This is a genomic window from Clostridium sp. (genome assembly GCF_029258205.1).
GTDB lineage: Bacteria > Bacillota > Clostridia > Clostridiales > Clostridiaceae > Sarcina.
The window spans coordinates 27,876-42,032 of the sequence record NZ_JARHZJ010000026.1 but is presented as its reverse complement, the minus strand read 5'-3'; the positions used below and the strand labels follow the sequence as shown (position 1 = coordinate 42,032).

The following is a 14,157-nucleotide window of genomic DNA, read 5'->3' as shown; positions in this document are numbered from 1 at the left end:
TTTTTAACACCTCTACTTGCCTTCTAAAATATCATATACAACTTCTCTTTCATCAAAGTGTATTGTTTCATCTTTTAGTATTTGATATGTTTCATGTCCTTTACCAGCTATAACAATAACATCTCCCTCTAAAGCTATATCCATTGCTTTTCTTATAGCATCTTTTCTATTAACTTCAATAACAAAGTTATCATAAGTAAGTGGTTTTACTATGTCATTAATTATATCCATTGGATCTTCACTTCTTGGATTATCTGAAGTAATTATTGCAATATCTGATAATTCACATCCTATTTTACCCATTTGAGGACGCTTAACCTTATCTCTATCTCCTCCACAACCAAATACAGATATCATTCTATTTTTAGTAAAGGCTTTTACTGTACTTAAAATATTTTCTAATCCATCTGGTGTGTGTGCATAATCTATTATTATGCTATAAGGTAAATTTTTCTCCTTTGCTACTAATTCACATCTTCCTGGTATCAACACATCACTTAATCCTTTCTTAATTTTGTCAATTGAAATATTTAAGTTATGTGCACATATTATACAACCTAATGAATTGTATATATTGTATTCTCCAGGAATATTTATAGAAAATTCTTCTACATTCTCTAAATTCACCTTAAATTCTGAACCATTTGAGTGACTTTTAATCTCAAAAGCCTTAAAGTCTGACTCTTTTTCAATTGAAAAAGTAGAAACCTTAGTCTTTACTCCTCTTTCTTCTATATCCTTAACTATATTAGCTCCATATAGATCATCTAAGTTTATGATACTATGATTACTTCTTTCAAAAAGCTTAAATTTAGCATTATAATAGTTTTCAAAGGTTTTATGAAAATCTAAATGATCTCTAGTTAAATTAGTAAAAACTCCTTCTTCAAATTGAATTCCATATACTCTATCTAAATCTAGAGAATGTGATGAAACTTCCATAACACAATATTCTACTCCAGCATCAACCATATTTTTAAATAGTTCATGAAGTTCATAAGATTCTGGTGTAGTTCTTACTGCATCTACTTTTTTATTTCCTATATAGTTTGCTATAGTTCCTATTAAACCTGTCATTAATCCTGCTTTTTCTAAAATAGATTTAATAATAAAAGCTGAAGTAGTTTTACCATTAGTTCCTGTTATCCCTATTATTTTAAGTTTATCTTTTGGATTTCCAAAATAATTTGAAGACATTATTGCTAAAGCTTTTCTAGTATCTCTAACCTTTATTATTGTTATGTCTTCTCGAACATTTACTTCATCTTGAACTATCAACACCTTAGCCCCTTTTTTAATAGCATCACTAACAAAGGAATGTCCATCCACCTTAAAGCCTTTTATACAAACAAAGGCATCTCCCTGCTCTATTTTTCTGTTATCATATCTTATATTTTGTACTTTTGACTCTTCATTACCTTTTATAACTTCATAATCTAAGCCCTTTAATAAACTTTTAAGAATCATTTTTCTCACTCCTTAAATACTATGCACTAAACAATCGTTAAATTCACAAAATACTAGCATGTGAGTTTACTCACATGCTAGTTTTTAACTATCATTATTTCTTATCTAACTTAAATTCTATTGATGTACCACTTTTAACTACATCACCTTGAGCTATACTTTGTTCCTTAATAACTCCTTCTCCTGTAAATGTACCTTTCAAACCAATTTTATTTAAAATTTCCTTTGTTTTTTCCATTGAAAGCCCATTGAAATCTGGCACTATAACATCTTTATTATAATTTGAAGTAGTTTTAGTGTAAAGTTTAATTTCCTCTCCTTCTTTAATTGTATATCCTGGTTTAGGATTCATATCAAGTACAGAGTTTCCCCCATCTTCTATAGAATATTTTATATTATTTTGATTTAAAATATTTTTGGCTTTATCTAAGCTCATTCCTCTAACATCTGGTACAGTCTCTTCTTTCACCTTATTTTTATCCATATTTGAACTATCTAACTCCATATAGTTAAATATATCACTAAATAAATCATGAGCTAATGGTGCTGCTACTAATCCACCAAAGTATTCTCCCTTTGGATTGTCTACAGATATTAAAACTGAAATCTGTGGATTATTGTATGGAGCAAATCCAGCAAAAGATGCTACATATCCTGCTCCATATCCACCACTAGCCTTAACCTTTTCAGCTGTACCAGTTTTACCTGCTATTCCATATCCTTCTATATAAGCTCTCTTAGGAGATCCAAAATGAACAGTTCTTTCTAATGCTTCTGAAACCCTCATAGCTGTTTTCTGATCTATTATATTATTAATCTTTTTAGGTTCAAAAGTTTTATCCACTACTCTTGCACCACTTTCGTCTTCATGGCTTATTTCCTTCATTATATGAGGTTGTATCCATGTTCCACCATTAGCAATTGTATTCATAGCTGCCATCATTTGAACTGAACTAGCACTATCTGTTTGCCCAAATGATATAGTTGCAAGTTCTACTGGACCTATTTTATTATTTGGCAATACTATACCTGGTGTTTCTCCTGGCAAATCTATTCCTGTCTGTTTACCAAATCCAAACTTCTCTATATATTCATTTAATTTTTCTTTTCCAAGTTTTTGACCTATATCCATAAACCCTACGTTACAAGAGTTCTCTAATATTTGATCAAAATTTTCAGTTCCATGTCCCTCTGGCTTCCAACATTTTATATAAGTTCCAGCTACATTTTTTCCACCTGGACAAAAATAAGTTTCATTTCCTCCTGCTAATCCTTCTTGTACAGCAGCTGAAGCTGTTACCATTTTAAATATAGATCCTGGCTCAAATGCATTTGATACAGCATCATTTTTCCACATATTTTCCATTTTCTCAGTTTTATCTTTACCTGGGAAATTTTCATAACCTTTATAAGGTTGATTAGGATTATAGTCTGGTTTATTAGCCAGAGCTAATATTTCTCCATTTTTAGGGTTCATAACTATTATACTAACTCCATCTGCTTTATATTCTTCTTTACCTTTCTCTGCAACCTTTTCTGCAAAATACTGTATAGTTTCGTCAACAGTTAATTTAACATCTTTACCATCAACAGGCTTTGCAAATTCAGAACTTGAATAAGGTATACCACTGCTATTTCTTGCAACTTCTGATATTCTCACTCCCGGCAATCCTGATAATTCCGAATTATATTCACGCTCTATACCACCTTGACCTATACCATCTGCATCAACTCTTCCTAATACTTGAGCTAAAAAATTATTATCTGGGTAATATCTCTTTGTATCCTGTGAAACTATTACTCCTCTTATCTTTAAATTTTTAACACTATCCGCTTTATCCTTTTCTATCTTTCTAACTAAAGTAACAGATGTCGCTGGCAATCCTGAGGGCAAAGTAGTATTTATCTTATCATACACCTCTTCTTTCGGCATATCTAAAGCAGTACTGAGCTCTCCTGCAATTTTATTAAGTTTTTCTTTTTTTGTATCATCAGTATCTTCTTTAGTAAACGTATCTTCTCTTAGAGTTTTAAGATCTAAATCTACCCTATAAACATTAGCACTAACGGCTAATTGAGATCCATTTCTATCTAATATATCTCCTCTTTTAGCACCTATTTTTATTTCATTTTTCCATTGTTCTTCTGCCATAGAACCATATTCTTTATGCTTAAAAATCATTATATATGATAATCTTAAGGTTAATACTCCTAGTAGACCCCATACTATTATCATAATCCAATATGTTCTTCCAACCATAAGTGATTTTGTTATTTTATAATCTTTAAATCCTTTGTTTTTCTTTTTTTCCACCATTAGCCCTCCGTAGTAAGTTAAATAAAATGAGTTTTATTTTTAAAATTCACTTTATGAAAATTTAAGATTCCCACTAAATTTATCATATTATCTACTTAAAATTAAATTAATAAATTTGTAGCCCTTATAAAAAATTATGGATGCACTCTTAAAATAGTAATAAAAGTACATCCTAATTTATTTCCCTATTGCTTACCTTCAGTAGCTTGGCTTTCGCCTAACTTAATCATATTTTCCTTAGTTGGTAATATCATTTTTAATTTATTTTTAGCAATATTCTCTATTTTATCTAAAGAACTTGCCTTTAATATTTGAACCTTCAAAGCTTCATTTTCTGTTATAACAGAATTTATTTCTTTATTTAATGAGTCCAATTGCTGCTGGGTTTTATAAACTTTTACATCTCTGCTTATTGTTATCCCACCAACAACTAATATTAGAAGTACTATTTGATATACACTTTTTCTTATTTTTTTATCTTTTTGTTTTTTTCTTCTTTGTTGTTCGATTTTTTTCTTTTTCTTGTCATAAGTTTCTTTACTTGGTATAGTTTGTTTTTTTCTTTGTGGTTTAAGTGCTGAACTACCATTATAATCAAACTCTTTTACAATCATCTACAATACCTCTCCAATTAATTTTTATTCCCTTTACTTAAAAATGTAATAAAGCTTTTTAAATATATAATCTTATAATTTTTCTATTATTCTCAACTTAGCACTTCTACTTCTTGGATTAAATTCTAACTCTTCCTTGCTAGCCTCTATAGGTTTTCTACTTATAAGTTTAACTTCTGGTTTTCTATTGCAAACACATACTGGAAACTCACTTGGACATGTACATGGATTAGCTAATTCTTTAAATGTATTTTTAACAATTCTATCTTCTAATGAGTGGAATGTTATTATTGCCATTCTTCCACCTTTATTAAGTTTCTTAACTCCATCTAAAATAGTCTTACTTATAATTTCAAGTTCCTTATTAACTTCTATTCTTATAGCTTGGAATGTTCTTTTAGCTGGATGTGGACCTTCTCTTCTAGCCTTTGCTGGAATTGCGGCTTTAATTATTTCAACTAATTCTAAAGTAGTTTCTATATTTTTCTCTTCTCTATTTTTAACTATGAAACTTGCTATTCTTTTAGCAAATTTTTCTTCCCCATACTCCTTGATTATTCTATATAATTCCTCTTCTGAATATGTATTAACTATTTCATATGCTGAAAATTCATTTTCTCTATTCATTCTCATATCTAAAGGAGCATCTTGCATATAACTAAATCCTCTTTCTCCATTATCTAATTGATAAGAAGAAACTCCTAAGTCCATAAGAATACCATCTACTCCTTCTATTCCTAAGTCTGTTAATACATCATATATATCATAGAAATTACTATGAACATATGTAACATTTTTATACTCTTTCAATCTTTCTCCAGCAGCTTTCAAAGCATCTTTGTCTTGATCGAATCCTATTAGTCTACCATCACTTGATAACCTTTTTACTATTTCACTTGAATGTCCTGCACCACCTAATGTGCAGTCTACATATATACCATCTTCTTTTATATTTAAAGCATTTATGCATTCATCTAGCAAAACCGAAACATGTTTAAATTCCATATAAATACTCCTTAAAAATTTAATTCCTTATCATCATTTGATTTTCTTAATCATATTATATACTGTATAATATAGCTTAATAGCTTTAATTTATCATGCTTAATTTTATTAATAAACATTTTTAAACATATTTATTATAAACAATATGTAAATTATTATGCCTCTTACTAATTTACACTACAATCTAATTCTATTGCAACCATTTTCCTATTATATATTATATTTTATTATACATTATTCTATAAAAAATTAAAAATTCCTTTCAATATTCATTATTTATGAGTTTATATAATTAAAGTATCATTAGAAAAAAATTTGACATTATATTTATTTTGATGTAAAATTAAAAATATTATGGGAGTAGATAGGGGCTGGTGTCTCTACAGGTCTTCAAAACCTAGTTGTGGTGCTAATACCATCATTGGTGGGTTCGATTCCCACATATTCCCGCCACAAAGAAAAGAGCTATCTGAAGAAAACTTCAAATAGCTCTTTTTTCATCTAAAAATGTTGGTTAAATTTGACGATAATTTTTTTCTTTTATATTATACGTTTATACGTTGAATCTGAAATTAACTATATCTCCATCTTTCATCACGTATTCTTTACCTTCTAATCTATAAACACCTTTTTCTTTAGCAGCTGCTTCTGAACCACATTCTACTAAATCATCATAAGAAACTACCTCAGCTCTTATGAATCCTCTTTCTATATCAGAGTGAATTTTACCTGCTGCTTGTGGAGCTTTAGTTCCTTGTTTAATTGTCCAAGCTCTAACCTCTTGTACACCTGCAGTTAAGTAACTCATTAATCCTAATAATTTATAACTTGCTTGTATAAGTTTATCAAGACCTGATTCTTCTAATCCATACTCAGATAACATTTCAGCTTTTTCTTCTTCATCTAATCCTGATAATTCTTCTTCAAGTTTAGCACAAACAACCATTATTCCTGAATTTTCAGTTTCAGCATATGCTCTAACTTTTTGAACATACTCATTATCTAAGTTTCCTTCCATCATATCATCTTCTGATATGTTACAAGCATATAAAACTGGTTTTGAAGTTATTAAGAATAAGCTTTTTACGAAAGCTTCTTCATCTTCAGTAGCTTCTAAAGTTCTAGCAGGTTTATTTGCTTCTAAGTGAGCTTTTAATCTTTCCATTACATCATACTCAAACTTAGCATTTTTATCACCTGATCTTACTAACTTCATAGTCTTTTCCATTCTTCTTTCAAGAACATCTAAGTCTGCAAAGATAAGCTCTAAGTTTATAGTTTCTATATCTCTTATTGGATCTACAGAACCTTCTACGTGAACAACATTTTCGTCATCAAAACATCTTACAACATGAACGATAGCTGCAACTTCTCTTATGTGTGATAAGAATTTATTTCCTAATCCTTCACCTTTACTAGCACCTTTAACTAATCCTGCTATATCATAAAACTCTATTGCAGTATATACTTTTTTCTTTGTATTATATATTTTTTCTAAAACATCTAATCTCTTATCTGGTACACTTACAACACCTACATTTGGTTCTATTGTACAGAAAGGATAGTTTGCTGATTCAGCTCCTGCTTTTGTGATAGCATTGAATAACGTACTTTTACCAACATTCGGTAATCCAACCATTCCTAATTTCATCTATGTACACGTCCCTTTCTTATATTTAATTTCATACTTAATGATTATACTCTAGCTTAATATATATTTCAACAACTGTATTATGTTTCCTAATTATCCACTTAAAAATACAAATTAATACTAATATATAACACATAATAAATTTGAGGTGATATTTTATGATTAAGAAAATTTTTTCATTATTATTTTCAATAATGATGATTTTATCTATTGCTTTAAACACAAAAGTAAATGCAAAAAATTTTAATAGCCCTTGCACAAAAGAATTTAACTGGTATTATTCTTTTAACAAAGATGAAGGTGTTCCTCACGGGCCAAAAGAAACTCCTTATATAAGTAATCATAAAGTTATATATTGTGGAGACACATCAAAAAAAGAAATTTTTCTTACTTTTGATGAAGGATATGAAAATGGTAATACAGCAAAAATACTTGATATATTAAAAGAAAATCAAGTTCCTGCTGCTTTCTTTGTAACAAGACCATATATAAAAGACTATCCAGACCTTATAAAAAGAATGGATGAAGAGGGCCATCTTGTATGTAATCACACTTCTCACCATCCATCTATGGCTAAAATACTTGATAAAGATAAATTTACAAAAGAGTTTACTGAAGTTGAAGAGGAATATTCTAATATTACTGGAAAAGAAATGCCTAAATTCTTTAGACCTCCAATGGGTAAATACAGTGAACAATCCTTAGCCTATACTGAAGAACTTGGTTATGCATCTGTTTTTTGGAGTTTTGCTTATAAAGATTGGTTAGTTGATGAACAACCTTCTAAAGAAGCTGCTAAGAAAAAAATATTAGGTAAAGTTCATAATGGTGAAGTAGCTTTACTTCATGCCGTATCAGATACTAACACTGCCATTTTAGATGAAATTATAAAAGAGTTAAAATCTAATGGTTATGAATTTAAATCTTTAAATGATTTAACTCCTAAACAAGAATAATAGTAAATAAGCTATTGGGATTTTATCAAAATAAATTTTTATAAAACTTACAAACAATATAAAGAAAATATCTAGATAATCTTTAGAACTTAAATTATTATGTAGAATATATTGCGTAAAAACTTATATTATTCTAAGCGTAGCAAGTTTCGAAGTTTTAGTAATATCTTTGGAATAATAATTATAAATTCTTAGCGAAAGTTAGTAATTCTCTTAATATGTTTGTAAGTTTTATTATTATATCTTTATATAGACCCCTTATTATTTATCTAACAATTTTATTTCTTATATTCTTCTTAGTTTTGTAAAAAACCACTCTCTTTTAAAATTTCTTCTTTTAATTTGTTACTTTCATTTCTTATATATATTATTTCCTCTTTTACACTTGTTACTAGGTTTTTATCTTTTAAAAATCCTAAGTTTATTTCTACATTAACTATAGAACTATCTATACAAGCACTTAGCATTATAGCACTTATTACAGCATCTGAAATTAAATTTTTATTTCCATACTTTGCGGCAAATTTTACATTTTCAAAAAAATTTAAAGCTTTTCTGCTTAATTCTAATGGAACCATCATTGCTCCTAAAGTGCATTCGTCTATTTTTTCACTTCTTAAATTTTTTTCTTCTTCAGTTTCCTTAGGTAACTTATAACAATCCATTAATGCAGTAAAAGCTTCTTCATCTTTGTTCATAAAATCTAACATTTCATTATAAGTTTTTTTTGCATTTTCAAGATTTTCATCTAGTTTATTTTTATTTTCTTCACTTAATGCTTCATAAGCTTTTTTTCCAACAGTTAAACTATAAACCATTGATGTTAATGCAGCTCCAACAGCCCCAACAATACCTGCTGCTGCTCCACCACCAGGCGCTGATGAATTTGAACCTAAATTTTCTATAAAATCTTTAATTTTTTCATTTTTCATTAAATACCCCTCCATCATATATTATTATACATATATTATTATCTACTTTAATTTTAATATATTATTTAGCTTTTTACCTATACTACTCCATTCATATTCTTGATTTGCCTTAAATTCCTTACCTGAATCTATTAAATCTCTGCACCTATTTAGATCATTTATTATAGCCTCATAAGTATTTGCACTAACTATACACTTTTCCTTATTAGTTACAACATTTTTAATAGGGTCATTTTCATCTCCTAATATAACCATAATAAGATTCTTTGTTCCTAAATAATCATATATTTTAGCAGGTATTTGCTTAGAGTTTTTGTTTCCTAAAACAAGAAGAATATCTCCATGTATCATATATCTTAAAGCTTCCTTATAATCAATTCTTCCATTAACACTAACATTAGAAAATTGTTTTAATTCTTCTTTAATATTTTCATCATCTATATTTCCAAAGAATATTATATTTAATCTATTAAATAGTTCCTTATCTTTTTTCTCTAATTCCTTTAAAGCTTTTATAAAAGGTCTTAAATCCCTAATTTTACTAAAAATTTCTCCAGCATAAATTAAGTTTATCTTATTGTTCTTTAAAAGTTCTGGTCTTTGTTCTCTTTCAATTTCTTCATATATAGCTTTATTGTATCCTCTAGTTACGATAAACATTTTATCTTCTTTTACATTATATTTTTCCATAAAATCTTTTTTATTTTCTTCAGTTACAAATATATGTCTATCACCATTTGATACTACTGATTTTTCTTGTCTACCTTCTATGAATTTTCTTATAAAGCCAATATCCTCTCTTGATGGATCATTAATCCAAGGATCACTCCAATATAAAACCCAAGGAATCTCTTTAAAATGCCTTTTTATTCTTAAAGCACAAAGATGACTAGATGGTGGCTCATGCATAGAAAATATAACATCAAACTTCTCTTTATCCATAAGTTCCTCACCATACTTTGAGGCTTTAAAACTCCAGTTATAATACATGTCAGGAAAAATTATTTTATTTTTAATTTTTCTCATAAGTTTAATTTTACTACTAGATTTTTTATTAGAAGAAGACCTCTCCTCTTCTTTAGTACCTATATATTTTTTTGGCATAATATTATTAAATAATTTTCCACCTTCAATAGCATGAACCTTTACCTTACTGTCTAACAGCTTTAATATTTCCTCATCATAATATATAGAGTTTTTAGGAAAATCTACAGTTAAAAGATGTACCTCATTATTCTCTATATTACATAAATTATTTAAGTACATAAGAGTTTCAATGGATGCTGAATTATTTATCATAGGAGAATAACAAGCTATAAATAAAATTTTCATTACTTCTTACCTCTTTCTTTAACTGATAACAATAAAAACTTTGGTATTTTACCTAATCTTTTTATTCTCCACGGCTCTTTAGCTACTCTATAAAGCCACTCCATCCCTATGTTAATCATAAATTGCGGAGCTCTATTTACATTTCCAGCCATAACATCAAAACTTCCACCAACACCCATAAAAATTTTGCAACAAAGTTTATCCTTGTATTTTTCTATAAATAATTCCTGCCTAGGAGCTCCCATAGCTACAAAAAGTATGTCAGACTCACTTTCATTGATTTTTTCTATTAAATCATCACAATTGTCTAAATCAAAAAAACCATTATTACTTCCAGCTATATTAAGCCCATTATAGTTCTCTTTTATTTTTTCCTTGCATTTAATTAAGGTCGTTTCCTTAGCTCCTAATAAAAACACTTTTAAATTTTTATCTCTAGCTTCTTCTAAAAGCATATTCATAACTTCAATGCCAGCTATTTTTTCTTTAATATCTATTCCATTAATCTTAGCCGCAAGAAGAGTCCCTACCCCATCTGGAATTATTAAAGCATCTTCTTTAGTAAAACTATTTTTTAAAACCTCATTGTTTATGCCATTATATAAAACCTCTGGATTTCCAGATATTATATTAACTCTTTTTTTATTTTCAATCTCTTTTAAAAGTTCCTGTTTATTATCTGAAAATATCTTGTATCCTAATAACTCCTTATACATATTCTGCTCCTAAGGCTATTTAATATTATTATTTTTCATAAATGTTTCTATTTCTTTTACTATTTCATCATCCTTGTTTATAGCCTTTGCTATATCTAAATGCTGTTTTGCCTCTTCTACTTTTCCTGCATTTAAATAACAAACTATTAAGTTAGTACAAACCTCTATATCTCTTGTACTTTCAAAGGCTTTTCTTAAATATTTAACAGCTTCATCATATATTCCTAAAGATGCATAATTTATTCCCATTTCATTTACTGCTTCAACTATACTATCGTCAATTGATAAACATTCATTTAAGTAATAAATTGCCTTTTCAAAATTTCCAAGTCTTCTATAAGCTGTTGCAATATAATATCTTAAAATAGCATTATCTTGAAATTTATCTGCTAAAGGAAGAAGTCTTTTTAAAGCATCCTCTGGTTCTTCTATTAACTCTTCTTTTCCTTCTTCATAATCAGCTGAATCTTTTATCTCATTATATAAAGCCTCAACTATTTCATTTCTTTCCCCACCTTTAGCTAAATATTCATTTATATCAACATAAGCTTTATCATATTGTCCCATGTCATTGTAAGCTATTGCTGAATAAAGGTATGGAAAAGCTAAATCACTTCTATTTGCTTTACATTTATCACAAATTTCTAGTTGAGTTTCATTATAAGCTTTATTTCTTTCTCTTAAAGATTCACATATTAAAAGAAGATTTTCATAAACTTCAGCCTCATCTGATATTTCAGTTAATCCCTTTAAAAGCATAAATGCTTCAACCATGTTTTCTTCCTTAACCTTATCGGCTACTATCTTTTTAACACATGGAATAGCATCATCTATTAGTGGAATTAATTTTTTATACTCATTATTAAATTTAAAATTCTTATCTCCACCTAAAGCCAAAAACATTCCTTCAACTAAATAGTTTATTGGTAAAGATTCTAATTTATATCCACTCTTAACGTCCTGTGATAAATGTTTAGGATCTATTGGAATATACAACTCTTTTATATTAACTTCTTTTGGATCTTTGCCTAAGCTTTTAACAAATCCATCTCCATCTATTTCTAAAAATAAAAGTTGTGATAATTTCTCTTTTGCAAATGTATTAAAACTCATATATCTATCTCCTTAACTACTCTTATTAACTATTTTAATTCTATCTAAAAATAAAATTTATAAACCTAGATTTTATTATATATCATAAATTTCGAACTTTATTTTATCACAAAATAAAAATTAGTTCATCTTAGTATTTAGTTATATATTATAACACTTTAATTAACTCTTTTGTGTATTAAGCTCTAAAAATATAAAAAGAGCTATATTTATAACTTATAAGTTATATTAACATAGCTCTTTGTTTACTTTAAACTATTTTAATTTAGCATTAATTACTTCCATTATTGCATTTTTAAAGTTTTCATTTTTTTCTTTTGAATTTTCTAAACTTAAACCTTTTACTGATAAGTAAATCTTCATCTTAGGCTCTGTACCTGATGGTCTTACAACAAACCAAGAATCATCTTCTAAAACATATTTTAAAACATTTGATTTTGGAAGTTTAATTTCTTTTTCTTCTCCAGTTAAGTTGTTTACTTCTTTGCTTAATTTATAATCGAAAGATGTAACAACTTTAACTCCATTCATTTCTTTTAAAGCATCATTTCTCAATCCATCTATGCACTTAGCTATTTGTTCTTGTCCTTCTTTTCCAGCAAGTTCTATTGACACTAAACTTTCTTTGAAGTAACCATATTTATTATAAAGCTCTATTAAACCATCATAAAGAGTTTTTCCTTGTTCTTTATAATATAGAGTCATTTCAGCTATTAACATTGAAGCTACAACAGCATCCTTATCTCTAGCAAAAGTTCCAGCTAAGTAACCATAACTTTCTTCAAATCCAAATAAATATTCATTTGAACCTGATTCCTTAAATTCTTTTATCTTTTCACCTATATATTTAAATCCTGTTAATGTATCTATTAAAGTTACTCCATATTCTTCAGTCATTTTTCTTACTGACTCTGTAGTAACTATAGTTTTTATAACAGCACCATTTTCAGGTAGTTTATTCATTTCCTTTAATGAACTTAATATATAGTTAGTTAGTAACATTCCTGTTTGATTACCAGTTAATACTTGGTATTCTCCGTTATTGTCTTTAACAACAACACCTATTCTATCACAGTCTGGATCTGTTCCAAATATTATATCAGGTTGAATTTCTTTAGCCATTTCTAAAGCTAATTTAAATACCTTTGGGTCTTCTGGATTTGGATATGGAGCTGTTGGGAAATTTCCATCTGGCATCTCTTGCTCTTTAACAACAAAGACATTCTCATATCCTAACTCTTTTAATATTCTTCTTACAGGTAAATTTCCTGAACCATGAATTGGAGTGTAAATTATTTTTAAATCTTTAGCATACTTTTTAACTAACTCTTCTCTTATAGCTAAAGTTTTTAAAGCATCTATATATTTTTTATCTATTTCTTCACCAATATAAACTAAAAGCCCTTCTTTTAAAGCTTTTTCTTCACTCATTGTCTTTATATTAGAGTAATCTGTAACTTCGTTAACATATCCAATAACAGCTTTTGCAGGAGTATCTGTTAATTGACATCCATCATCTCCATAAACTTTATATCCATTATATTGCTTTGGATTATGTGATGCTGTTATAACAATACCTCCATTACAATTTAATTCTCTTACTGCAAAGGATAACATTGGAGTTGGTCTTAAAGATTCAAAAAGATTAACCTTTATTCCATTGGCACAAAGAGTTAAAGCAGCCGCTTTTGCAAACTCTTTAGACATATTTCTTGAGTCATAAGCTATTGCAACAGATTTTTCCCCAGAATAATTATGATTTAAATAATCTGCAAATCCTTGAGTAGCCTTCCCTACAGTATAGATATTTATTCTATTAGTTCCAGCACCAATAACACCTCTTAATCCACCGGTACCAAAATCTAATTCCTTATAAAATCTATCTTCTATTTCTTTATCATCTTTTATGTCTCTTAATTCCGCCTTTATTTCCTCAGAAATAATATCAGAATTTAACCATTCTTCATATATTTCTCTATACACTTTACTCTCTCCCCTTTAAATCTCTATAAGGATTATATATTTTATTTTCACAGATATTATACTACAATATT

11 protein-coding genes and 1 tRNA gene are annotated in these 14,157 nt (G+C 28.1%); 2 read left to right on the top strand and 10 right to left on the bottom strand.

Features of this window, described 5'->3' with window-relative positions; genetic code table 11:
- Window positions 1–12 precede the first annotated feature (12 nt).
- The 4 genes from Q1J60_RS03580 to rsmH all read right to left on the bottom strand — a co-directional run bounded on the left by Q1J60_RS03580 (window position 13) and on the right by rsmH (window position 5,403).
- Window positions 13–1,467, bottom strand: a complete 1,455-nt coding sequence (locus tag Q1J60_RS03580; protein ID WP_300258612.1) for a UDP-N-acetylmuramoyl-L-alanyl-D-glutamate--2,6-diaminopimelate ligase — start codon at window positions 1,465–1,467, stop codon at window positions 13–15.
- Window positions 1,468–1,561: 94 nt separating this feature from the next.
- Window positions 1,562–3,781 carry a stage V sporulation protein D gene (locus tag Q1J60_RS03575; protein WP_423249105.1) on the bottom strand — a complete coding sequence of 740 codons (2,220 nt, stop codon included), beginning with the start codon at window positions 3,779–3,781 and terminating at the stop codon, window positions 1,562–1,564.
- 188 nt (window positions 3,782–3,969) lie between these two features.
- The gene (locus Q1J60_RS03570; protein ID WP_300258606.1) at window positions 3,970–4,398 is read right to left on the bottom strand and encodes a septum formation initiator family protein; all 429 of its coding nucleotides are present in this window, start codon (window positions 4,396–4,398) and stop codon (window positions 3,970–3,972) included.
- A 72-nt stretch (window positions 4,399–4,470) separates the two neighbouring features.
- Window positions 4,471–5,403 (bottom strand): 16S rRNA (cytosine(1402)-N(4))-methyltransferase RsmH, encoded by a 933-nt coding sequence (gene rsmH, locus Q1J60_RS03565; protein WP_300258604.1) that lies wholly within the window; start codon window positions 5,401–5,403, stop codon window positions 4,471–4,473.
- Window positions 5,404–5,759: 356 nt separating this feature from the next.
- On the opposite strand from rsmH, the gene Q1J60_RS03560 reads away from it, so the two are divergent.
- Window positions 5,760–5,856 (top strand) — tRNA-Sec (locus tag Q1J60_RS03560).
- Between the two features lie 100 nt (window positions 5,857–5,956).
- On the opposite strand, the gene ychF is transcribed toward Q1J60_RS03560, so the two are convergent.
- Window positions 5,957–7,054, bottom strand: coding sequence for a redox-regulated ATPase YchF (gene ychF, locus Q1J60_RS03555; RefSeq protein ID WP_300258601.1), 1,098 nt, complete (start codon window positions 7,052–7,054; stop codon window positions 5,957–5,959).
- 158 nt (window positions 7,055–7,212) lie between these two features.
- Here ychF and pdaA point away from each other — a divergent pair, with 158 nt between their 5' ends.
- Window positions 7,213–8,010: a delta-lactam-biosynthetic de-N-acetylase gene (gene pdaA / locus Q1J60_RS03550; protein WP_300258598.1), complete on the top strand. Its 798-nt coding sequence runs from the start codon at window positions 7,213–7,215 to the stop codon at window positions 8,008–8,010.
- 296 nt (window positions 8,011–8,306) lie between these two features.
- Here the strand turns inward: pdaA and Q1J60_RS03545 are convergent, their stop codons facing one another.
- From Q1J60_RS03545 to Q1J60_RS03525, 5 genes are all read right to left on the bottom strand, one after another.
- Entirely contained in the window at window positions 8,307–8,942 is a 636-nt protein-coding gene (locus Q1J60_RS03545) for a cyclodeaminase/cyclohydrolase family protein (RefSeq protein WP_300258595.1), read from the bottom strand.
- A 42-nt stretch (window positions 8,943–8,984) separates the two neighbouring features.
- Entirely contained in the window at window positions 8,985–10,274 is a 1,290-nt protein-coding gene (locus tag Q1J60_RS03540) for a glycosyltransferase (protein WP_300258592.1), read from the bottom strand.
- Window positions 10,274–10,990 carry a WecB/TagA/CpsF family glycosyltransferase gene (locus tag Q1J60_RS03535; RefSeq protein WP_300258589.1) on the bottom strand — a complete coding sequence of 239 codons (717 nt, stop codon included), beginning with the start codon at window positions 10,988–10,990 and terminating at the stop codon, window positions 10,274–10,276. Before Q1J60_RS03535 ends, Q1J60_RS03540 begins: the two co-directional genes overlap by 1 nt.
- 15 nt (window positions 10,991–11,005) lie before the next feature.
- A complete protein-coding gene (locus Q1J60_RS03530; protein WP_300258586.1) occupies window positions 11,006–12,103 on the bottom strand; it encodes a tetratricopeptide repeat protein in 1,098 nt (365 codons plus the stop codon).
- A gap of 255 nt (window positions 12,104–12,358) precedes the next feature.
- The gene (locus Q1J60_RS03525; protein ID WP_300258583.1) at window positions 12,359–14,086 is read right to left on the bottom strand and encodes a phospho-sugar mutase; all 1,728 of its coding nucleotides are present in this window, start codon (window positions 14,084–14,086) and stop codon (window positions 12,359–12,361) included.
- Window positions 14,087–14,157 lie beyond the last annotated feature (71 nt).

Excerpts from the sequence above, each read along its gene's own strand:
- Q1J60_RS03570 (WP_300258606.1), bottom strand. The coding sequence starts at position 4,398 with ATGATTGTAAAAGAGTTTGATTATAATGGTAGTTCAGCACTTAAACCA.
- pdaA (WP_300258598.1), top strand. The coding sequence starts at position 7,213 with ATGATTAAGAAAATTTTTTCATTATTATTTTCAATAATGATGATTTTA.
- Q1J60_RS03580 (WP_300258612.1), bottom strand. The coding sequence starts at position 1,467 with ATGATTCTTAAAAGTTTATTAAAGGGCTTAGATTATGAAGTTATAAAA.
- Q1J60_RS03540 (WP_300258592.1), bottom strand. The coding sequence starts at position 10,274 with ATGAAAATTTTATTTATAGCTTGTTATTCTCCTATGATAAATAATTCA.
- rsmH (WP_300258604.1), bottom strand. The coding sequence starts at position 5,403 with ATGGAATTTAAACATGTTTCGGTTTTGCTAGATGAATGCATAAATGCT.
- Q1J60_RS03545 (WP_300258595.1), bottom strand. The coding sequence starts at position 8,942 with ATGAAAAATGAAAAAATTAAAGATTTTATAGAAAATTTAGGTTCAAAT.
- Q1J60_RS03535 (WP_300258589.1), bottom strand. The coding sequence starts at position 10,990 with ATGTATAAGGAGTTATTAGGATACAAGATATTTTCAGATAATAAACAG.
- ychF (WP_300258601.1), bottom strand. The coding sequence starts at position 7,054 with ATGAAATTAGGAATGGTTGGATTACCGAATGTTGGTAAAAGTACGTTA.
- Q1J60_RS03530 (WP_300258586.1), bottom strand. The coding sequence starts at position 12,103 with ATGAGTTTTAATACATTTGCAAAAGAGAAATTATCACAACTTTTATTT.